We start from the raw sequence: 19,046 nt of genomic DNA on the forward strand, positions 1-19,046 counted from the left end.
AAGAGCTCGAGTTACTTTTCTAGTTTAAGAAAGTAATCGAAAATCTCTGGTACATTGCCGTTGCCTAGGCCTGCATCTAGTGCAGCGGCTAAGTTAGCAGAAGAACCTTCAGCGATTTTAGATTCTGTGCCTAAGTCTTTAACCATTTCTAAGAAGTAGCCAAGGTCTTTGTTTGCGTTAGCAATAGAGAAACCTAAGTCACTAACACCATCTACAGCGTAATTTTTACAAAACTGCATGAACGGTGAGTTAGAAGGGCCAGCTGACATAATGTCGAATAACTGTTGGCGGTTTACACCAGCGCGATCGGCCACAGCAAATGCTTGCGACATAGCAACAACAGTAGTCATACCCATAAAGTTATTTACTAACTTAGTAGTGTGACCAGCGCCAAGAGCACCTAGGTGGAATACATTTTCACCTTGCTCGTCTAATACCGGTTTAACTTTGTTAAAGGTATCGATATCGCCAGCTGCCATAATGTTTAGCAAACCATCTTTAGCGTGAGCAGGAGTACGACCTAATGGTGCGTCAATCATGCCTGCGCCTTTAGCGGCTAGGTCTTCACCAATCTTACGGGTAGAGGCTGGGATAGAAGTACCAAAATCTACTAATACCGCGCCTTCTTTAATACCAGCTAAAATGCCGTCGTCAGCGTAGATAAGTTTTTCAACTACTGCAGAAGTGGTTAAACAAAGCATTACAATGTCACTAGCTGCAGCTAGTTCTTTTGCAGAGCTTGCTTCTTTAGCACCACGAGCAACACACGTTGCAACAGCCTCTTTATTTAAGTCCATTACATTTAGTTGGTAACCGCGCTTTTGCAGGTTTTCAACCATGTTGCCGCCCATAAGACCAAGGCCGATGAAACCGATGACAGGTTTTGTCATTTTCAACTCCAGTAAATCATATTGTATTATTAATAGGGGCTAAGCATATACCTCAGTCACTTTTTAAGCAATTGGCCAGCGGCTTTTATTTATCTTAAAGTACGAATTATTTGATTTTGATCGTACAAAAGCCGCCCTTTATTGCTCTTCCTTCAGAGATTTCGTACTAGGTGATAGCTATTGCTGAGCTACTTTTTCAGTTCATCTATAGCCTGAAATTCAAATGGATTGATTTATTACTCTGCACTCTCTGTGCAGAATCTTTTCTAGCTGGCTGCTAATTTCCGTCGTTGATTTTTCGAACCTTTAAGAGAACTAACGATGGGTAAGTTAACAAATGTGGCCTTGGTAAGCTGTTTATTGTCTGGCTATTCACAAGCTGGGGAAACTGACTCGGTGCAGGATATGTCGGATCCTCTTGCGGTGTATACTCAAGTAGGTGCTGGCTATACCAATACTGGGCTTAACTTAAAGCTAGGGCAAACCTTTGATACTGGTGAAGACACCACCATGGGCATGCATGTATTCGAGGTAAAAGGCATTTTAGGTGACACTTTGAGTAGTGATGAAAACGCTAGAGATAGCGTGCAAAGTTTACGTTATAGAAAGTTTGAGGCCGATCTTACTAATGGGCGTGGTTCGCAAATAGATAGCAATTATGATTTTGAGAATGAGTCTGGTTCTATTTCCTATAGCATTATTCAATCGCTGCCTGCTTTAGGGCCGTTACAGTTGTTTCCTCTTGCTGGAGCAGGTTTTGCCTTTGGCAACAATATTATGGGAGACAACGGCGAAGTGATTAGTGGCTATTCGGTACCTGGAACATTTGGGGTTGTTGGTACTTATAGCAAACTCACTCTTACCGAGAACATTTGGCTAAATTACAATCCAATGTGGATGACCACTCTGTCGGGTTCTAACCATTATAAAAGCGGTGCTTTTGGTGGTGAATCTCAGGTGTTTGCTCACGAATTTGCGGCGTCTTATCAAATTAACCCAAGATTTAACCTTCGCTACTTTGCGAATTGGACTCAGCATCAGCGCTTTAATGAAAGCGCCCACCGCATCGAGTTCAACTACCAGTTATAGCCGCGGGTCTACAAATAGATAAGCCAACGTTTTCTCTATTAAATGCTGGAGTATAATAGAGAGAACTACGCCACTGCTGTTGGAGCATAGCTTTGAAAGAAACGGCACATTATCAAGCAAACGGGTTTAACAAACTGTTTGACGAAGCACAATTTCCGCTCTTAGCTCTTGCCTTGCAAACCAGCGCCGTTCGTAAAACTTTTCGGGCTGGCGACACTATCGTTTTTCAAAATGAAGCGATTGATAGGCTAGGCTATTTAACCGAAGGAGAAGCAGAGATTGAGATCCTCTCTGTAGATGGTGAAATGTTAATTGCAGAAAAATTTGTTTCTGGCAGCCTGCTAAATGCCGTTTCTTTTCTTGATGGGAAAACCTCGCCGGCAACGGTTGTTGCGGTGTCGGAATGTACCGTACTATTTCTGGCTTACAGTAAGTTAAGAAGTGAAGCTAATTTGGAGCATGAAGCGAAATTGCTTTCCGGTTTATGCGCTGCGGCGCTGTATAGAATGAGCGAGCAGCTGCTTTCTACCTCTTTGCTTATGCCACTTAAACAGCGTGTACTATTGCGCTTACAAAGTCTTAAACAACTTGATGACGAAGTATTAATTACTGCCGAAAAGCTAGCGGCTTATTTAGCCGTAAGCAAACACCGGGTTCATCGGGTGCTTAAAGAGCTCGAAAAAGACAGCAAGATAATTAACACCTACGGCGCAGTAAAACTCTTAGATAGCTAATTGCTCTAGCTTAGATCTTGTTTCGTCATCTACTTGATGTAAACGCACTAAACCAAGAGAAAGAGCTTGTTGCATGCTTATTGAACGAGTAATCAGAGCTTGCAGGCCCACCTGAGTCAACATCACCACCTTAGCGGTTGGTTCTGGCTTCTCTACATCGATCCTTATCGGTGAAGGACTGGGTAAAAGGTGTGACCACAATGGAATATCAGCTAATACAATATGCAGGTCTTCAATGTGATGCTCATGTAAGGACTTTGCGAATATTCTTAACCACCACGATGCACGTTGAAAGGTAGCGGCTGGTGGCAGTGGTTTAAGCGCTTGCAGATCATCACTTTTCTCTAAAAATATCGAGTTGATAAGCAGTTGTGATGCACCGGGCAAATCTAGTTCACCTTGCTCTGCACCAAAATGTAAGGGGCAAGCAGCAGCTGCGCCCGATAGCATCATGCTAATCGCTATTACTGACAATTTTTTCTCACGCAACATTGTTGTTAATCTTTTAGTTTTTAATACCGCGCGAATGATAGCAGTGAAAAATTCACTCAAAGTTGCAGCTTGCGATTTTTAAAACGCTCTCGCCAATTAGGATAGCCGGCATCATTTATCAACGATAAACATGTGAGATCCTGTATGCCTAAGTTTTCCAAAGTTGCTGCTTTTGTTGCAGTGTTTGCTACTAGTTCGGTGTTTGCCAACAGCTCGTTAGTTGTTGAAGAAAAGAGCGTTATTAGCGCCTCGGGTGCTGTAATTGCTGAGAGCCTGAACAATAAAGATGCTCAATATACCGACGGTGCTTATCAGGTTGCACCTGGAGTATGGTCATTAACTGGTATGGGGATGGACAATGTAAACGTTATTGAGACGGCAAACGGCATTGTTGTATTTGACGGTGGATTGAACCGAGCGTATGCCAAAAAAGCCATCTCACTGCTACCAGAGAACATAGCTAAGAAACCCGTAGTTGGGCTTATTTATACCCATTGGCACTACATTGTGGGTGCGGGTGAGTGGAACCTAAGTGAAGACACCGTGGTGGTGGCCCATAAAAATCATAAAGAAGAGTTTGGTGCTGCTTTGTCGACCGATTCGCCAATGGCAACAGTGCGCCAAGTGCGAGCGGGCATTCAGTTAGGTGCATTTCTTCCTGAGGAAGGACCTGATTCGCCATCAAAAACAGGAATGGCAAAAGTTAGCTTTACGGCCTACGACATGGAAGCTTACACGCCGCCTACCATGCTAGTGGGTGATGAAGAGACCTCTATCATAATTGATGGTATGGAGTTTGTTACCCACATGGGGCACACCGATACTATGGATGGCCTCAGCATTTATGTTCCAGAGAAGAAGGTCACTGTAGACAATACTTATTGGGCTCATGGCTTGTTCAATTACTCAACTTTGCGTGGTGATCGCTGGCGCGATATTGGGTTGATGGAATCTTCAATTGAGTGGCTATTGTCTAAAGATGTAGAGCATAGCCTGAAAGTTCATGGTAAGCCGGTATCAGGTGAAATATTTAAAGAGCAACTTGAGCATCAATTGATTGCAACTCGTGCACTGATTTCTGAAACCGAGAAAGCAATTGGTTTGGGTATGTCTCCCGACGAACTTCAGTACAGCGTGAAAATGCCAGAGATTGTTGCTAACTCTCCTTGGATGGAAGAAAACTATGGTGAGTGGACTTATCACGTTCGTCGTTACTACAACCATGTTATGCATTGGTTTGGCAATGATTCAATTGACCTTCACCCACTGCCAAGAGATTTAGAAGCAACCAAGATGGTTGAAGCGATGGGCGGATTAGACAAAGTGATTAACTTGGCTAAACAAGCTCAAGCAGACAATGACCATCAATGGGCTGCTCAACTTGCCACTTATGCAATTCGCGCTGGTGAAGAAAAGGCAAAACAAGTGAAAGCTGACTCTTTGCGCGCTATGGCCCAGAAAGCATCGGCATCTAATACCCGTAATTGGATGCTTACCCATGCTCTAGCCTTAGAAGGTAAAATTGAGCTGCCAATAGTGCTAACTGGCGAATACTAATCTCAATCAAAAGCCTGCGCATTGTGCGTGGGCTTTTGTGTAAAGATAGAGGAGTGTATCGATGAAGAAGCTATTTGCTATTTACCTGCACAGCATGATGCGCCTAGCAGAGCATAGTTGCAGTATGAGATGGTTATTGCGTAAAGGGAACACCGCTCTGGTAAAGCACTTAGTAAAGCAATATCAGAATAAAGGACTGGGTGCCTGGCAAGCTTTTTGGATCCCCGCGCTTAGCGAGTATGGGAAGTATCGCGCTCCTTATTTGGTTAAGAAAATGAATATTGACCAACACTCTGCTCGCGCTATTGGCTCTTACCATGATTATGAAGATCCAATATTTGGGGTAGAAGGGCATTGGGAAGTCGATGCGAATGGAGATCCGGTTAGGGTCGAAACTGCATGTGTTGCTTGCGAAGATTTAATGCGAGAGTCACAAGATCCTAAATGCAGTGGCGAGTTTTGTCGGCACGTTGTGTCGGCAATGGAGAATGCTACCGGTTGTGCCATTAACCCCAATTACAAGGTCGAGATCATCGCACTACTTACCGAAGGTGACGAGTCATGTCGGTTTGTTCATCGCATTAACTAATGGGTTTACCTAATTTGTACTAAAAGAGTGGTATCTAACAGCTATGCGTACAGCCACATATAGCTTGGTTGAAAATACACTTATAAGGAGATACGGAACCAGCCAAGAACTTGCTAAAGAAATGATTAAATTAGGAAAAGTGCAGCAACTAAATAAAGGTGACTTCATCTATTTTCAGGATGGAAGGTCAGAATTTATTACCTTTCTAATTACGGGGATACTGGGTTTTCACCAAGCGGGTAATGGCAATTCTGGGGTGTACGTTAATATTATTTATCCTGGAATTATTTTAAACGAGACTCAGTTTTTTATGGGAGGCAATTCGCCCTTAGACATCAACACATCTTGCGAATGCCGAGTGTTAACCTTGTCTTTCAAAAAAGCGCAAAACCTTATTGCTAGCTCTCTAGAATTTAACCAGATGCTGAATCAATCTATGGCTAAAAAGCAGCGAGCACTAAGCCGATTGTTTCATCTTAGCTCTGAGCGTCCTCCTCAGAAAAAGGTATACAAAGCCCTAGAGGTACTTAGTGATCTAAACCAAGATGATGTATTACCTATCAATATACTGTCCTTGGCATCGTTACTTAATATGTCTAGAAACACTGTGGGCAGTGCACTAAAAACGCTGATTTCTAATGGCATTATCGACAAAGCACATCCAGGGTATCGGATCGCTGAAAAGGATCTAACTAGTTAAGCCAAGTGCTTAATATTGTTTACGGTGTGAGAGTCATGCTTTCTCGAGTAAGACACCTTAATGTTAATTACTGTTTAGGTCTCTCAGGAGCTTGTGTTGGGCCGAGATATTACAGTTTTTCTTATGTTCGAATGTGATGCATCATTGTGAAAAATAGCATTTTCACAATCCTTTCTAACCCAGTTTTTCCTATTCCTAGCTAGCGGTTCCAATTCGTCGATTTCAACTTCCTAAATTATTGTCAGTCCAATCGAGTAATAAAGGTTTGCTCGTCATCCACAAAAGCGACAAAGCCGCCGTGGTAGATAAACACCCGTCCGCGTCCCTCCACTAAGCAGGCAAGCTGTGGGTTTAAATCTTCTTCGTTATATTGGCTTTGAAAAGTGCCAGTATCGGTGATAATACCGCTGAATGTCGGCAAATATCCATGCGTGCGCTTGGCTTGATCAATTAGGCTCAGCTCGCTGGCAGTAGAAAAGCATGAGGGGATCGCAGCCGCTTCTTCGATAAACAGTGTTTTCAGTTCTTCAAAAGCTGTAATCACCAGCCAGTCGATGCCGTTAACATGATGGATAAACATAGAGTTTCTCGGTAATTTTAATGCGGCGATTTTATCACTATCAGGGGAAGAGCGTAGTAGAGATTTAGTTGCTAAAGGTGGTAACTTTGTTCAGTTTCCATCACATTGCAATCTGTCTCTCAAAATATGGGGTGTAGTTTCAAAGTAGCGGAAAGAATTCCAATGAAACTGAAACCTACACTACAATAAGTCACTGATTTAGATAAATCCTTGCTTCATTGCTCATGCTGTATATACTAACAGTGTGCTGTATAAACTTACAGGTAGAATATGAAGCCCTTAACACCCCGTCAAACAGAAGTATTTGAATTAATTCGTCGTCATATTTCCGAAACGGGTATGCCGCCAACCCGTGCAGAGATCGCTAAAGAATTAGGCTTTCGTTCCGCTAATGCGGCAGAAGAGCACCTACGAGCACTTGCTAAGAAAGGGGCTATTGAGATGATCCCTGGAGCTTCGCGCGGTATTCGCATTAGTGAAGAGTATTTGCCAGCCAGCGCTAATGAGCCAGTGGCCGAAGACTTAGAACCCGGTTTACCCTTAATCGGCCAAGTGGCTGCAGGCGAGCCTATTTTGGCGCAGGAGCATGTAGAGTCGCACTATGCGGTAGATGCTAACTTGTTTAATCCTCATGCTGATTATTTACTGCGGGTGCAGGGAATGAGTATGAAAGACATCGGCATTATGGATGGTGACTTGTTAGCGGTGCACAAAACCAATAATGTTCATAATGGGCAAGTGGTGGTGGCACGTTTAGAAGACGATGTTACGGTTAAGCGTTTTGAACGCGACGGTAAAATGGTTTACTTGCATCCAGAAAATGAAGAGCTCTCAACTATTGAAGTTGATTTAGAGTATCAAAGCATCGAAATTGAAGGCTTAGCGGTAGGTATTATTCGCACTGCCGATTGGATGTAAGCCTTACATAGCAATAAGTTCCGCCCTTTTTAAGCCCAAATCAGCCCGATTTGGGCTTTTGTCGTTAGCATCACATCTTTTGTGTTTATCCATAAAAATCTCAACAATATATTTACATTTCTTTAACTTAGGGGTTAATTTATAAGCAGTAGCTTGTATTTAGCTGTTGCTGTCTACTACTTTTGGGGTGGGGGATTTCCCTTTTTCTGCAGCTACTTTCCTAGTTTGGAGAGTTGTTGTCGTTGGCTACTAGCAAAGGAGAGCGCTGTGGGCCGATGGATTCAGCTAATAATGCTGACATTCTTTTCGTCGCAAGTATTTGCGCAAGAAATGTCATTCAACTTACGTCCGGGTGTTACCGCCATTAGTGAGCAGGTTTATGGCCTGCACATGACAATTTTTTATATTTGTTGTGCTATTGGGGTGCTGGTGTTTGGCGCCATGTTCTGGGCTATTTTTCATCATCGCAAATCTAAAGGGGCCAAGCCGGCTCAATTTCATGAAAGTACCAAAGTAGAAATTATTTGGACCATCGTTCCTTTCATTATATTGATAGGGATGGCGATTCCTGCCACTAAAACCCTGCTGGCCATGGAAGATCCTTCCGATGCCGATATCACGATTCAAGTAACAGGTTCCCAGTGGAAGTGGCATTACAAATACTTTGACCGTGAACTGGAATTCTACAGTGTGCTGGCATCTGATATGGATGAAGTTAACGGCAAGCTGGAAAAACGCAAAAACTACTTGCTTGAGGTAGACCGACCGCTGGTATTGCCCATCGATAAAAAAGTGCGCTTTTTGATGACTTCGGAAGATGTTATCCACTCCTGGTGGGTACCTGATTTTGCAGTGAAGAAAGACGCCAACCCCGGCTTTATTAATGAGGCTTGGACCATCATTGATAAACCCGGCATTTACCGCGGCCAGTGTGCTGAGTTATGTGGTAAGGACCACGGCTTTATGCCGATTGTGGTTATCGCTAAAACGCAGGCCGATTACGATGTTTGGTTAGCCGAGGAAGAAGCCGCTTATCAAGCCAAACAAGCCCAAGAGTTAGAGCTGGTTGCTATGACTATGGAGCAAGACGAACTGATGTCGCTGGGCAAAAAAGTCTACGACAAAAGCTGTGCGGCTTGCCACCAAGTTAACGGTGAAGGCTTACCAGGTGTGTTCCCTGGCTTGAAAGACAGTCCAATCGCTATTGGTGATGTGGGCAAACATATTGAAGTAGTTGTGAATGGTGTACCGGGCACTGCGATGCAAGCCTTTGGTAAACAGCTAGGTTTAAAAGAGCTGGCTGCCGTAATTACTTACGAGCGTAACGCTTGGGGTAATGATACCGGTGATTTAGTGCAGGCCAAGGATGTTGTGGCCGTGCAAAACGCAGCGCAGTAGGGAGAGAGATAATGAGCACGATTAGTGACGTTCATGCTGACCATGATGAGCACCATCACGGTGCCCCGCGCGGTTTAATGCGTTGGGTATTAACCACTAACCACAAAGACATTGGCTCAATGTATTTGTGGTTTAGTTTTGCCATGTTTATTACCGGTGGCGCAATGGCGATGGTGATCCGCGCCGAGCTGTTCCAACCAGGTTTACAGTTAGTTGAACCTAACTTTTTCAATCAAATGACCACCATGCATGGCTTAATCATGGTGTTTGGTGCAGTGATGCCTGCCTTTACCGGTTTGGCTAACTGGCTGATTCCGATGATGATTGGCGCGCCAGATATGGCCTTGCCACGCATGAATAACTGGAGCTTTTGGATTTTACCTTTTGCTTTCACCATGCTGTTGGCCTCGTTGTTTATGGAAGGTGGTGGCCCTAACTTTGGTTGGACTTTCTACGCGCCGCTTTCTACTAACTACAGTCCAGACAGTACCGCTTTGTTTGTATTCTCGGTGCATATTATGGGGATTAGTTCGATTATGGGGGCGATCAATGTGATTGTAACCATTATGAACTTACGTGCACCCGGCATGACTTACATGAAGTTACCGCTATTTGTGTGGACCTGGTTTATTACCGCATTTTTGTTGATTGCTGTGATGCCGGTATTAGCAGGTGCAGTGACCATGGTGCTTACAGATAAGTATTTTGGTACGTCGTTTTTTGATGCCGCCGGCGGGGGAGACCCTGTACTGTTTCAGCACATATTCTGGTTCTTTGGCCACCCCGAAGTTTACATTATGATTTTGCCGTCATTCGGCATTATCTCGGCGATTGTTCCAGCCTTCTCTCGTAAAAGGTTATTTGGTTATGCCTCGATGGTTTACGCCACAGCATCTATTGCTGGTTTAAGCTTCATTGTGTGGGCGCACCATATGTTTACTACTGGTATGCCTGTTGCGGCTGAGTTGTTCTTCATGTTTTGTACCATGCTGATCTCGGTACCTACTGGGGTGAAGGTATTTAACTGGGTGGCCACCATGTGGCGCGGCTCAATGACCTTTGAAACGCCGATGTTATTCGCACTGGCCTTTATTGTGCTTTTCACCATCGGTGGTTTCTCGGGATTGATGTTGGCGATTACGCCGGTGGATTTCCAATATCACGACACTTATTTTGTGGTGGCGCACTTCCATTATGTACTGGTAACAGGCGCGGTATTCTCGATTATGGCTGCTGCTTATTATTGGCTACCTAAGTGGACCGGTAATATGTACGACGAAGGCCTGGGCCGGCTACATTTCTGGTGTTCGCTTATCTCGGTAAATGTGTTGTTCTTCCCTATGCACTTCTTAGGCTTAGGTGGCATGCCACGGCGTATTCCAGATTATGCGCTGCAGTTTGCCGATGTTAACGCTATTGTGAGTATTGGTGGCTTTGCCTTTGGTTTGTCGCAGTTCATCTTCTTGTACATGGTGATTAAGTGTATTAGAAGCGGTGAACCTGCGCCGGCTAAACCTTGGGAAGGCGCAGAGGGCTTAGAGTGGGATGCATTGCCATCGCCAGCGCCTTATCACAGTTTCTCTACACCGCCGGAGATTAAATAATATGCTTGGCCATGGCCGTTTAGTCACAAAGCTGCTGCTTGTAGTAGTGGCTATGTTCGGCTTCGGTTACGCCTTAGTGCCACTGTATGACGTATTTTGTCAGGTTACTGGCATTAACGGCAAAACAGCTACAGAAGCCAGTGAAATAAGCCTTGTTACCGACCAACAGCGCACCGTAACCGTGGAGTTTATTAGCTATGTACCGCAAGGGCTTAATTGGAAGTTTGGCCCTAAGGTTAACCAAGTAAAAGTCCATCCAGGTGAGACTCTACAGGTTGATTTTAGTGCTAGTAACCTTACTCCCAAACGTGGCACGGTGCAGGCGGTTCCCTCGGTTAGCCCTGGTTTGGCGGCCAATCATCTAAAAAAAGTCAGCTGTTTTTGTTTTGAGCAGCAAACCCTAGCTCCGGGTCAGCAACAAGACATGCCATTGTTCTTCTATGTAGATCCTGAGTTACCTAAAGATATAAATACCTTAACTTTGGCTTACACCTTATTTGCCGTAGAGGGCGAGCCGATTGAATCTGAAACTGCACAAGTAAGTGCTGATGGAGAGGTGAGCAATGACGCAGCCTTATGAGAAGTATTACGTTCCTGCGCAAAGTATTTGGCCAATTGTTGGCGCGGTGGGTTTATTCCTAATCGCCATGGGCGCTGGTTTTTCTGTTCAACAAATGGGCAGTGAACAAAGCTACGGCCTTTGGATATTGTCATGTGGCTTTGTGGTAATTGTTACCATGATGTTTGGTTGGTTTGGCAATGTTATCCAAGAGAGTATGGATGGCTTATATAGTGCCCAAATGGACCGCTCTTTTCGCCAAGGCATGAGTTGGTTCATTTTCTCTGAGGTAATGTTCTTTGGTGCATTTTTCGGAGCGTTATTCTACGCCAGAATGATTGCTGTGCCTTGGTTGGGCGGTGCTGGTAATAATGAAATGACTGGCGCGGTGTTATGGCCAGAATTTACTGCCATGTGGCCGCTAGTTGAAACGCCCGGCGGTACAACAACCCAAGCGATGGGCTGGTTTGGCTTGCCGTTATTGAATACCGTAATACTGGTGATTTCGTCAGTGACATTGCACTTTGCTCATGTGAGTTTAGAAAAAGATAAACGCGGGCCACTTAAAATGTGGTTAGCCATTACCTTGGTGCTAGGTTTTGCTTTCTTATTTTTCCAGATTGAAGAATACATTCACGCGTATCAGGAATTAGGCTTGCGCCTTGATTCAGGCATTTATGGCAATACCTTTTTCTTACTCACGGGTTTTCACGGCTTACACGTTACGTTAGGCGCCATCATGCTTACGGTGATGTTTTTGCGGGTACTAAAAGGCCACTTCACCGGTAAGAGTCACTTTGCATTTATGGCATCGAGTTGGTATTGGCACTTTGTAGATGTGGTGTGGTTGTGTCTGTTTATTTTTGTCTATGTGCTTTAGTAAGGGCGTGGGTTGGGCTGAATGATGCCCAAGGCCATGGCGAGTAAAACCAATAGGATAACCAACACGCTAAAGATTAAGCGTTTACCTAAGTAATGGGTCATTGGTTTTTCTCCGCCCTTTAGCATTACCCGTAAAGCAAACAGCATGTTCACCACTACAAACAGGATTAACGCGGTAATTAGCAGTTTTATGACCATAACTAAGCTCTCTCAACAGGCTGATAAAAAAACAGTTTCTTACCGCTTGATACTGTTTGTTGTACTTATGGTTGCGCTGATAGGGCTAATGGTCAAGCTTTCCTTGTGGCAATGGCAACGCAGTGAACAAAAACAGCAGTTATTAGATCAATACCAGCAGCAATCACAGCTCGAAACCAGCTTAGAACAGGCCCTTGCTTCGGGTGTGCAGCCGTTTCAATTAGTTACGCTAAGTGACATTGCAAGTTCGGGTAAATTTTTGTGGTTAGACAATAAAGTAAATGAAGGAGTAGTGGGGTACGACGCCTATACCTTAGCAGATACCCCTCAAGGCAATGTACTAGTGCGTCTTGCTTGGCAGCCCGCAGGAACAGATAGGCGTTTGCTACCAGAAGCAATAAGTGCTCAAGAGCTACCTTCGCGCTATCGATTAAGAGAAATCAGCTTGCCAGTGGTACTTAATCAGCAGCACTGGTTAGAAGAGTTTCCGCAGGGACTGCGGGTTCAGCAAATCAATATTGCGGCTTTGTCCGACTATTGGAATCTTGAATTGTTGCCTTTTGTGCTAGATAGCCAACTTGAGCATAGTTCTGAACAGTTAGTGTCAATATCGCCGCAAAAGCACCAAGGTTATGCGCTGCAATGGTTGTTAATGGCCTTAGTTGCCGCTGGCTTAACCGTTTATTTTTGCGTGCAAAATAGAAACAAGGAAGGTTTATGAGAAGTCACCAAAAAACCATGTTGTTACTTGCTTCGGTATTTTTAGTGCCGCTTATTTTGGCTTGGGTGGTACTTAAAATGGGTTGGTATGAACCGGGTGCACTTAGCCATGGGGAGTGGATGGAGCCGCCAAGACAGTTGGAAAACTATCCCATAGGTAAGTGGTCGATTGCTCAGGTTATTGATGGCGACTGCTCGCAAGCTTGTTTGCAACAGCTTGGCAAACTCAATAATGCTTGGTTAGCTTTGGGCATCGCCAAACAGCAAACTCAAAAAGTTGCCCTTACTTCCGGCGAACAGCTCAATCAAATAAACGATGGACTTGAGCAAATGAGGTTGGGACAAGCTAATCAACAACTGGCCGATTACGATCAACAGTGGTTAGTGATAGACCCAACAGGTTGGGTGATATTGAGCTACCAACCCGCTCAAGGTGATGAGCAGATCAAAGGGCTAATCACCGATTTGAAGCGACTGATTAAAAACTCGCGGTTTCAATAGAGTTTAAGGACAGCATATGCAAAAGGGATTAATTGCCGCTATTTTACTTGCCATTGTTGTCATTGGTTTAGGTGCGTTTACCCGCTTAACTGATGCCGGTTTAGGTTGCCCCGATTGGCCTGGCTGTTATGGGCAGTTAGTGGTTCCACAAAGTGAAGAGCATATTCAACACGCGGCTAGTGCTTATCCTGAGCGGCCGCTAGAAGCCCACAAAGCCTGGAATGAGATGATTCATCGCTACTTTGCTGGCGGTTTAGGTTTGCTAGTGGTGGGACTAGCTGCGCTGGCATTTTGGCAAAAGCAACACCGCTTTTGGGCGCTAGCCTCGGTGCTGCTTATTGGCTTTCAAGCCATATTAGGCATGCTTACGGTAACACTTGGTTTAATGCCCATTGTGGTTATGGGCCACTTGTTGGGTGGCTTTTCAATGCTGGCTTTATTGTTTACGTGGTTGATGATTGCAAAACGTCCTGTAGCTAAGCCTCAACGAAGTGGCCGCTGGTTGTGGCTAGGTTTGTTGGTACTAGTAGTGCAAATAGCATTAGGTGGCTGGACATCGGCTAACTACTCGGCCATTTCTTGTCAGGGCTTGCCGCTTTGCCATGAAGAGTGGCTAAGCTCTTATCAGTTGGATGCATTTGATCCTCTGCCGCTTGCTACTGGCAATGATTACGAATTTGGTGTGCTTAATCACGAACAACGTAAAACCATTCATGTTACCCACCGTATTTGGGCAGGCGTAACAGCCATTTACTTGTTCATTCTGGCGCTAAGTTACATTCAGCGACGACATAGTGATATGGAACGAGGGCGCGCCTCTAGGCTGATTTTTATATTGTTTACTCAAGTCGGTTTAGGCGTTGCCAACGTGCTTTGGCAGGTTCCCTTAGCGATAGCTGTGGCGCATAACTTAGTGGCTGCCATGCTGTTGTTAAGTTTGATCAGTTTAATCTTGGCTCACTATCAGGGTGCGGCCGTAGCAACATTCGTTGAGCAAAAGGAGACGCATTATGGCGAAGTTGAACACGCTTAACCCGCCAAGTTCACTCAACAAAGGCATTAATTGGCGCGCCTTATACAAACTTACCAAACCCAAAGTGGTCGCCCTTATTGTGCTCACTGCGGTGGTAGGAGCATGCTTGGCAACTTCTGGTTTGCCGCCTTGGCAAGCTTTACTAATAGGTAACTTAGGCATCGGTTTAATGGCTGCGGGCGCTGCCGCCTTTAATCACTACATTGATAGTGAAGCAGATGCCGCAATGGCGCGCACTCACAAACGCCCTTTACCCACTGGTGCGATAGCCAATTGGCAGGCCTTGCTATGGGCCTCACTGTTATCGGTGGTGGGTTTTGTCATGCTGTACCGGTGGGTTAATCCACTGACTGCTTGGCTAACTGCAGCTAGCTTAGTTGGGTATGCGGTGATTTATACCCTTTGGCTTAAACGAGCAACGCCGCAAAACATTGTAATTGGCGGCTTAGCAGGTGCTATGCCCCCATTGTTGGGGTGGACGGCAGTAAACAACGCCATATCGGCTGAACCCTTATTGCTAGTCATGCTGATATTCACTTGGACTCCGCCACACTTTTGGGCCTTGGCAATTGCTCGCCGTGAAGATTACGCCAAGGTTAATATTCCAATGCTGCCGGTTACCCACGGTGTGGGCTTTACCAAAAAGTTGATACTTCTTTATTCTCTGCTGCTGTTCGCTGTTGCTTGGCTACCCTTTTTAGTGGGCATGAGTGGGGTGCTTTACCTCGTGTTAAGTTGTGCACTTAACCTGCGTTTTATGCACTTAGCTTGGCGACTGTATAAAGGGGATAACCAGCGTGACGCAATGCGCCTATTTGCCTTTTCGATAGTGTATTTGATGTTGTTGTTTGTTGCCTTGTTGGCAGACCATTGGTTGTTTGCTTTGCTATAAACAGCCCCTAGCTTTTAAAGGCTTGCCGAGAGTGTAACTAACTCTTACACTCTCGCTATCGCCTGCTTAGTTTCCCTTTCATGTCTGTTTCGCGTTTTTCCGCCATTGCGGCCATTGCCGTGCCAATGATTTTATCTAACATCACTATTCCTTTATTGGGGCTGGTGGACACGGCTGTTATTGGCCATTTAGATCATGCGTATTATCTTGGTGGGGTAGCCTTAGGTTCAATGATGATTAGCCTGGTGTATTGGTTATGTGGTTTTTTGCGCATGTCGACCACAGGCTTAAGTGCGCAAGCTTTTGGTGCAGATGACCAGCTAGCGTTACAGCGAATAGGCTTTAATTCTGCCTGCATTGCGGTGCTTATTGGATTGGCCTTACTGCTACTTAGCCAACCAATATTGCAACTTGGTTTGGCTTTAGCCGGTGGTAGTGAACAAGTTCAATATTATGCGGCGCAGTATTTCTCTACCCGTATTTGGGGCGCGCCAGCGGCACTGCTTAATTTAGTGTTGTTGGGGTGGTTATTGGGCATGCAAAATGCTCGAGCCCCCATGTTACTGCTGATTGTGGCGAACACCACTAACATTGCCTTAGATGTGCTGTTTGTGGTGGGGCTAGATTGGAAAGTGCAGGGTGCTGCTTTAGCCAGTGTGATTGCCGATTATTTCTCATTGGCGGTTGGTTTGGCGTTGTGTCGCAAGCAGTTTTTAACACGATTTAATGCCTTACCGTCGTTAAAGGATTGTTGGGCCGATTTTAACCGCCAGCATTTGGCGGGATTATTCTCGCTAAACCGAGACATATTTTTGCGCTCACTTGCCTTGCAAGCTTGTTTTGCTTTCATCACTTTTCAAGGCTCGCGTTTGGGCGACCACATTGTTGCGGCCAACGCAGTATTACTTAACTTCTTGATGTTTGTTTCTTTTGCTTTAGATGGCTTAGCTTACGCCGTAGAGGCCTTAGCGGGTAAAGCAAAGGGCAAAAATGACCGCGCCTTGTTTGTGGTAACGATTAAACAGTGTTTGCAGTTAGCCTTAGTGGCGGGCATTGGCTTTAGTTTGGTTTTTGGAGTACTGGGTGAGCAACTGGTTGCGTTGCTTACCGATATACCCGAAATCCGCAGCACTGCGGCTAGCTATCTTAATTGGATGATTTTGCTGCCGTTAGTCTCGGTGTGGTGCTTTATCTTAGATGGGGTTTTCATTGCTACTTCAGAGGGGCGCATTATGCGTAACTCGATGTTATTGGCTAGTCTCGCCGGGTTCTTTCCGCTTTGGTGGGTTACTCAAAGTTGGGGGAACCATGCCCTGTGGTTAGCGATGTGTGGTTTTATGGCTATTAGAGGATTGAGCTTGGGGTGGGTTTATTACCAGGCTTTAAAGAGCCAGCGCTGGTTTAAGCATGAGGCTTAACTGAGCGCAGCATTTCGTTGGCAATTACAGCAACGCCATTGTAGCTGGTTTGAAAGGTATCGCTGACAACAAAACCATGATCTTGGTAGAGCGCTTTGGCAGGCCAATTGCTATCGGCAACATATAAGCGGGTAGTGTCGTTGATATTGTTTAATAGGTGCTCTAGCAGTTGTTTGCCGATCCCTTTACCTCGAGCGTCGGGATGGACAAACAAAGCGCTTATCACCGAGCCTTGGTGCGCGCCATAAGCCACTACCTTATCGGTTTCATAGACAAAAATAGTTGATTGTTTAAGAGAGGCGAAACGTTGCTGATCTTGAGTTAATGGTAGAAGACTAAATGTTCTTTGCTCAAAGCGTAACTCGTCGAGTTTAGAAAGGTTGTAAATGTTAATAATGGTGTTCAGATCGCTGTGTTGGTAATCACGTATTTGCACGGCCTGAACACCTTTAGTATTGGCTTAGTTATACACCGTCTACATAGCCTAGTTGGCGCCAAGCTTCGTAAACAAATACCGATACAGCATTAGATAAGTTCATGCTGCGGCTATCGGCCAACATTGGAATACGCAGCCTAAATTGACCATCTATCTCATTTAGCACTTCATCGGGTAGGCCGCGTGTTTCAGGGCCAAACATTAGATAATCACCAGCTTCAAAAGCAAAGTCACTATGAAAACCGCTGCCTTTGGTGGTACAAGCAAGCAAGCGCTTAGGCTGCTCGCTGTTTAAGAAGGCTTGGTAGTCGGGGTGGCGTTTTACCTCGGCAAACTCGTGGTAGTCCAAGCCGGCACGTTTAACTTTTTTATCATCCCAGGCGAAACCTAAAGGCTCGATAAGATGTAAGTTACAACCGCTGTTCGCCGCTAAACGGATAATTGCGCCGGTGTTTTGCGGTATTTCTGGTTGATATAGCACAATGTTAATCATGATTAATCCAAGTGGCTGCGAAAAGCGCTATTGTAGTGGCAAGCGTAGGCTAACTTCTAGCCCTTTACGCGAATGATTGCTGGCACTAATGCTACCACCGTGTTGGCGAATCGCAGATTCGGCAATCGCCAAGCCTAAACCCACCCCGCCACTGTCACGGTCTCGTGCTTCACCGCTACGATAAAATGGTCGAAAAATGCTATTTAATTCGTCATCTGGAAGGCCTGGGCCGTCATCTCGCACAATCAAGGTGAGCAAGTTGTCTTGCACACTAGCGCTTAGTTTAACCTTACGGTCTGCGTATTTAAGGGCGTTGCGACAAACGTTCTCAAGTGCCGATGCGAGTAGCTCTGGGTAACAAATTACACTCAGTTGTTGCGGGTAGTTGGCACTAAACTGTTTGTTTAACTGTTCTGCTTCAAACTCACAATCGCTAACTAAGTCTTCAATGAGTTCCTGCAAAGTCATTTTTTGTTGTTTGGCGTTAACTTGCATACGCGATAAAGATAGCAAGGCGTCAATCATTTCGGCTAGGCGTTGCGATTCTCGCTCAATTCGTTCCACTTCGGGAGTCACTTGCTGGCGTTTTTTATGTAGCGCGAGTGCCATGTTTAAGCGAGTAAGCGGCGAGCGCAGCTCGTGAGAAATATCGCTAAGCAGGCGTTGTTGGTTGCTAATGGCTTGATTAAGGGTGTCTACCATTCTCTGCAAGCTATCAGACAGTTGACCAATTTCATCACCACGATTGATCTCCGGTAATGGTGTATCTAGATATCCCAGTGACACCTTATTCGCGGCAGATTGCAGTTTTTTAAGTGGCCTTACGATGTGACGAGTAAGTAAGAAACAAAGCGCTAAACTTAAACCCACGGCTACTAGCGATAAAAACCACGGTGATACACCAAAGTTACGGATAGCGTGCAGCTGTTCTGGGTTACTTCGGCGCTCTACATAGAGTAGGTAACGCTGGTTATCGATGGTAAGCGCTTGCGGACCAATCAAAATGTGCTTTTTATCGAGCATTATTCGAGGATCTTCAATATTGTCGTGGTTAACTAAAAAGCGCCTCATGCCCCGGCTGATGTTTTCACGGTTTACCACTTCGCCTTCGCTATTAACGATAAAGGGTTTACCAAAACGTGATTTAAGGTGGGGCTCTAAACGCGGGCTTAACATGCGTTCAGGGTTACGCTCTATACGTAGGGCAAATTCATGTAAGTTTTTTACCGCCCATTTAGGCGCTTTGAAGTTGTCTTCGCTAAGCATTCTGGACAGGTTAATCGACACAAAGGCCGTAACCAGCAAAATCATCCAAAATGAGATGAATATTTTTACAAACAGATTGTTGATTAAGCGCTTCATT

At 45.1% G+C, this 19,046-nt stretch carries 22 protein-coding genes; 15 read left to right on the forward strand and 7 right to left on the reverse strand.

The window, feature by feature from the left end:
• Nucleotides 1–11: 11 nt before the first annotated feature.
• Nucleotides 12–890, reverse strand: coding sequence for an NAD(P)-dependent oxidoreductase (locus OAG1_RS01735; RefSeq protein ID WP_016399745.1), 879 nt, complete (start codon nucleotides 888–890; stop codon nucleotides 12–14).
• Between the two features lie 321 nt (nucleotides 891–1,211).
• On the opposite strand from OAG1_RS01735, the gene OAG1_RS01740 reads away from it, so the two are divergent.
• Nucleotides 1,212–1,979: a hypothetical protein gene (locus OAG1_RS01740; protein ID WP_338623439.1), complete on the forward strand. Its 768-nt coding sequence runs from the start codon at nucleotides 1,212–1,214 to the stop codon at nucleotides 1,977–1,979.
• A gap of 92 nt (nucleotides 1,980–2,071) precedes the next feature.
• Nucleotides 2,072–2,713 (forward strand): Crp/Fnr family transcriptional regulator, encoded by a 642-nt coding sequence (locus OAG1_RS01745; RefSeq protein ID WP_338623441.1) that lies wholly within the window; start codon nucleotides 2,072–2,074, stop codon nucleotides 2,711–2,713.
• Here OAG1_RS01745 and OAG1_RS01750 read toward each other — a convergent pair.
• A complete protein-coding gene (locus tag OAG1_RS01750; RefSeq protein ID WP_338623443.1) occupies nucleotides 2,702–3,205 on the reverse strand; it encodes a hypothetical protein in 504 nt (167 codons plus the stop codon). The two genes, OAG1_RS01745 and OAG1_RS01750, sit on opposite strands and share 12 nt — an antisense overlap.
• 144 nt (nucleotides 3,206–3,349) lie before the next feature.
• On the opposite strand from OAG1_RS01750, the gene OAG1_RS01755 reads away from it, so the two are divergent.
• From OAG1_RS01755 to OAG1_RS01765, 3 genes are all read left to right on the forward strand, one after another.
• Nucleotides 3,350–4,762 (forward strand): alkyl sulfatase dimerization domain-containing protein, encoded by a 1,413-nt coding sequence (locus tag OAG1_RS01755; RefSeq protein ID WP_338623445.1) that lies wholly within the window; start codon nucleotides 3,350–3,352, stop codon nucleotides 4,760–4,762.
• Nucleotides 4,763–4,823: 61 nt separating this feature from the next.
• Complete coding sequence (locus OAG1_RS01760) at nucleotides 4,824–5,351, forward strand: hypothetical protein (RefSeq protein WP_338623447.1); 528 nt, start codon at nucleotides 4,824–4,826, stop codon at nucleotides 5,349–5,351.
• Between the two features lie 121 nt (nucleotides 5,352–5,472).
• Nucleotides 5,473–6,051 carry a Crp/Fnr family transcriptional regulator gene (locus tag OAG1_RS01765; RefSeq protein WP_338623449.1) on the forward strand — a complete coding sequence of 193 codons (579 nt, stop codon included), beginning with the start codon at nucleotides 5,473–5,475 and terminating at the stop codon, nucleotides 6,049–6,051.
• Between the two features lie 241 nt (nucleotides 6,052–6,292).
• Here OAG1_RS01765 and OAG1_RS01770 read toward each other — a convergent pair whose 3' ends face one another.
• The gene (locus OAG1_RS01770) at nucleotides 6,293–6,631 is read right to left on the reverse strand and encodes a cytosolic protein (RefSeq protein ID WP_338623451.1); all 339 of its coding nucleotides are present in this window, start codon (nucleotides 6,629–6,631) and stop codon (nucleotides 6,293–6,295) included.
• A gap of 270 nt (nucleotides 6,632–6,901) precedes the next feature.
• Here OAG1_RS01770 and lexA point away from each other — a divergent pair, with 270 nt between their 5' ends.
• The 5 genes from lexA to OAG1_RS01795 all read left to right on the forward strand — a co-directional run bounded on the left by lexA (nucleotide 6,902) and on the right by OAG1_RS01795 (nucleotide 11,990).
• A complete protein-coding gene (lexA, locus tag OAG1_RS01775) occupies nucleotides 6,902–7,549 on the forward strand; it encodes a transcriptional repressor LexA (RefSeq protein ID WP_338623453.1) in 648 nt (215 codons plus the stop codon).
• A gap of 330 nt (nucleotides 7,550–7,879) precedes the next feature.
• Nucleotides 7,880–8,947 carry a cytochrome c oxidase subunit II gene (gene coxB / locus OAG1_RS01780; RefSeq protein ID WP_215426316.1) on the forward strand — a complete coding sequence of 356 codons (1,068 nt, stop codon included), beginning with the start codon at nucleotides 7,880–7,882 and terminating at the stop codon, nucleotides 8,945–8,947.
• A gap of 11 nt (nucleotides 8,948–8,958) precedes the next feature.
• Nucleotides 8,959–10,551: a cytochrome c oxidase subunit I gene (gene ctaD, locus OAG1_RS01785; RefSeq protein ID WP_016399731.1), complete on the forward strand. Its 1,593-nt coding sequence runs from the start codon at nucleotides 8,959–8,961 to the stop codon at nucleotides 10,549–10,551.
• Between the two features lies 1 nt (nucleotide 10,552).
• On the forward strand, nucleotides 10,553–11,131 hold the full coding sequence (locus OAG1_RS01790; protein WP_338623456.1) for a cytochrome c oxidase assembly protein: 579 nt from the start codon (nucleotides 10,553–10,555) through the stop codon (nucleotides 11,129–11,131).
• Entirely contained in the window at nucleotides 11,115–11,990 is an 876-nt protein-coding gene (locus OAG1_RS01795; RefSeq protein WP_152783580.1) for a cytochrome c oxidase subunit 3, read from the forward strand. The genes OAG1_RS01790 and OAG1_RS01795 overlap by 17 nt, the downstream gene beginning before the upstream one ends.
• Here OAG1_RS01795 and OAG1_RS01800 read toward each other — a convergent pair.
• The gene (locus tag OAG1_RS01800; protein WP_016399728.1) at nucleotides 11,987–12,190 is read right to left on the reverse strand and encodes a DUF2909 family protein; all 204 of its coding nucleotides are present in this window, start codon (nucleotides 12,188–12,190) and stop codon (nucleotides 11,987–11,989) included. The two genes, OAG1_RS01795 and OAG1_RS01800, sit on opposite strands and share 4 nt — an antisense overlap.
• On the opposite strand from OAG1_RS01800, the gene OAG1_RS01805 reads away from it, so the two are divergent.
• The 5 genes from OAG1_RS01805 (at nucleotide 12,183) to dinF (ending at nucleotide 16,754) form a co-directional block, all read left to right on the forward strand.
• On the forward strand, nucleotides 12,183–12,911 hold the full coding sequence (locus OAG1_RS01805) for an SURF1 family protein (protein WP_338623459.1): 729 nt from the start codon (nucleotides 12,183–12,185) through the stop codon (nucleotides 12,909–12,911). The genes OAG1_RS01800 and OAG1_RS01805 overlap by 8 nt on opposite strands.
• Nucleotides 12,908–13,411, forward strand: coding sequence for a hypothetical protein (locus OAG1_RS01810; RefSeq protein WP_338623461.1), 504 nt, complete (start codon nucleotides 12,908–12,910; stop codon nucleotides 13,409–13,411). Before OAG1_RS01805 ends, OAG1_RS01810 begins: the two co-directional genes overlap by 4 nt.
• Before the next feature lie 16 nt (nucleotides 13,412–13,427).
• Entirely contained in the window at nucleotides 13,428–14,444 is a 1,017-nt protein-coding gene (locus OAG1_RS01815) for a COX15/CtaA family protein (protein ID WP_338623463.1), read from the forward strand.
• Nucleotides 14,422–15,336, forward strand: a complete 915-nt coding sequence (cyoE, locus tag OAG1_RS01820) for a heme o synthase (RefSeq protein WP_152783572.1) — start codon at nucleotides 14,422–14,424, stop codon at nucleotides 15,334–15,336. The genes OAG1_RS01815 and cyoE overlap by 23 nt, the downstream gene beginning before the upstream one ends.
• Nucleotides 15,337–15,416: 80 nt before the next feature.
• Nucleotides 15,417–16,754: an MATE family efflux transporter DinF gene (gene dinF / locus OAG1_RS01825; RefSeq protein WP_338623466.1), complete on the forward strand. Its 1,338-nt coding sequence runs from the start codon at nucleotides 15,417–15,419 to the stop codon at nucleotides 16,752–16,754.
• Here the strand turns inward: dinF and OAG1_RS01830 are convergent.
• From OAG1_RS01830 to OAG1_RS01840, 3 genes are read right to left on the reverse strand one after another with little or no spacing between them, the layout of a single operon-like run.
• Nucleotides 16,738–17,190, reverse strand: a complete 453-nt coding sequence (locus OAG1_RS01830) for an N-acetyltransferase (RefSeq protein ID WP_338623468.1) — start codon at nucleotides 17,188–17,190, stop codon at nucleotides 16,738–16,740. The genes dinF and OAG1_RS01830 overlap by 17 nt on opposite strands.
• Nucleotides 17,191–17,218: 28 nt before the next feature.
• Nucleotides 17,219–17,683 carry a tRNA (uridine(34)/cytosine(34)/5-carboxymethylaminomethyluridine(34)-2'-O)-methyltransferase TrmL gene (gene trmL / locus OAG1_RS01835; protein WP_220719253.1) on the reverse strand — a complete coding sequence of 155 codons (465 nt, stop codon included), beginning with the start codon at nucleotides 17,681–17,683 and terminating at the stop codon, nucleotides 17,219–17,221.
• 27 nt (nucleotides 17,684–17,710) lie between these two features.
• Nucleotides 17,711–19,045, reverse strand: a complete 1,335-nt coding sequence (locus tag OAG1_RS01840) for an ATP-binding protein (RefSeq protein ID WP_016399720.1) — start codon at nucleotides 19,043–19,045, stop codon at nucleotides 17,711–17,713.
• Nucleotide 19,046 lies beyond the last annotated feature (1 nt).

It is taken from the genome of Agarivorans sp. OAG1 (genome assembly GCF_037076485.1).
In the GTDB taxonomy this organism is placed as follows: Bacteria; Pseudomonadota; Gammaproteobacteria; order Enterobacterales; family Celerinatantimonadaceae; genus Agarivorans; species Agarivorans albus.

Bases quoted from the DNA above. Each gene is read 5' to 3' on its own strand.
- OAG1_RS01755 (WP_338623445.1), top strand. From the start codon at position 3,350: ATGCCTAAGTTTTCCAAAGTTGCTGCTTTTGTTGCAGTGTTTGCTACT.
- OAG1_RS01735 (WP_016399745.1), bottom strand. From the start codon at position 890: ATGACAAAACCTGTCATCGGTTTCATCGGCCTTGGTCTTATGGGCGGC.
- trmL (WP_220719253.1), bottom strand. From the start codon at position 17,683: ATGATTAACATTGTGCTATATCAACCAGAAATACCGCAAAACACCGGC.
- OAG1_RS01810 (WP_338623461.1), top strand. From the start codon at position 12,908: ATGAGAAGTCACCAAAAAACCATGTTGTTACTTGCTTCGGTATTTTTA.
- OAG1_RS01750 (WP_338623443.1), bottom strand. From the start codon at position 3,205: ATGTTGCGTGAGAAAAAATTGTCAGTAATAGCGATTAGCATGATGCTA.
- ctaD (WP_016399731.1), top strand. From the start codon at position 8,959: ATGAGCACGATTAGTGACGTTCATGCTGACCATGATGAGCACCATCAC.
- OAG1_RS01770 (WP_338623451.1), bottom strand. From the start codon at position 6,631: ATGTTTATCCATCATGTTAACGGCATCGACTGGCTGGTGATTACAGCT.
- OAG1_RS01805 (WP_338623459.1), top strand. From the start codon at position 12,183: ATGACCATAACTAAGCTCTCTCAACAGGCTGATAAAAAAACAGTTTCT.
- coxB (WP_215426316.1), top strand. From the start codon at position 7,880: ATGTCATTCAACTTACGTCCGGGTGTTACCGCCATTAGTGAGCAGGTT.
- OAG1_RS01765 (WP_338623449.1), top strand. From the start codon at position 5,473: ATGATTAAATTAGGAAAAGTGCAGCAACTAAATAAAGGTGACTTCATC.
- dinF (WP_338623466.1), top strand. From the start codon at position 15,417: ATGTCTGTTTCGCGTTTTTCCGCCATTGCGGCCATTGCCGTGCCAATG.
- OAG1_RS01795 (WP_152783580.1), top strand. From the start codon at position 11,115: ATGACGCAGCCTTATGAGAAGTATTACGTTCCTGCGCAAAGTATTTGG.
- OAG1_RS01790 (WP_338623456.1), top strand. From the start codon at position 10,553: ATGCTTGGCCATGGCCGTTTAGTCACAAAGCTGCTGCTTGTAGTAGTG.
- OAG1_RS01800 (WP_016399728.1), bottom strand. From the start codon at position 12,190: ATGGTCATAAAACTGCTAATTACCGCGTTAATCCTGTTTGTAGTGGTG.
- OAG1_RS01760 (WP_338623447.1), top strand. From the start codon at position 4,824: ATGAAGAAGCTATTTGCTATTTACCTGCACAGCATGATGCGCCTAGCA.
- OAG1_RS01815 (WP_338623463.1), top strand. From the start codon at position 13,428: ATGCAAAAGGGATTAATTGCCGCTATTTTACTTGCCATTGTTGTCATT.
- cyoE (WP_152783572.1), top strand. From the start codon at position 14,422: ATGGCGAAGTTGAACACGCTTAACCCGCCAAGTTCACTCAACAAAGGC.
- lexA (WP_338623453.1), top strand. From the start codon at position 6,902: ATGAAGCCCTTAACACCCCGTCAAACAGAAGTATTTGAATTAATTCGT.
- OAG1_RS01840 (WP_016399720.1), bottom strand. From the start codon at position 19,045: ATGAAGCGCTTAATCAACAATCTGTTTGTAAAAATATTCATCTCATTT.
- OAG1_RS01740 (WP_338623439.1), top strand. From the start codon at position 1,212: ATGGGTAAGTTAACAAATGTGGCCTTGGTAAGCTGTTTATTGTCTGGC.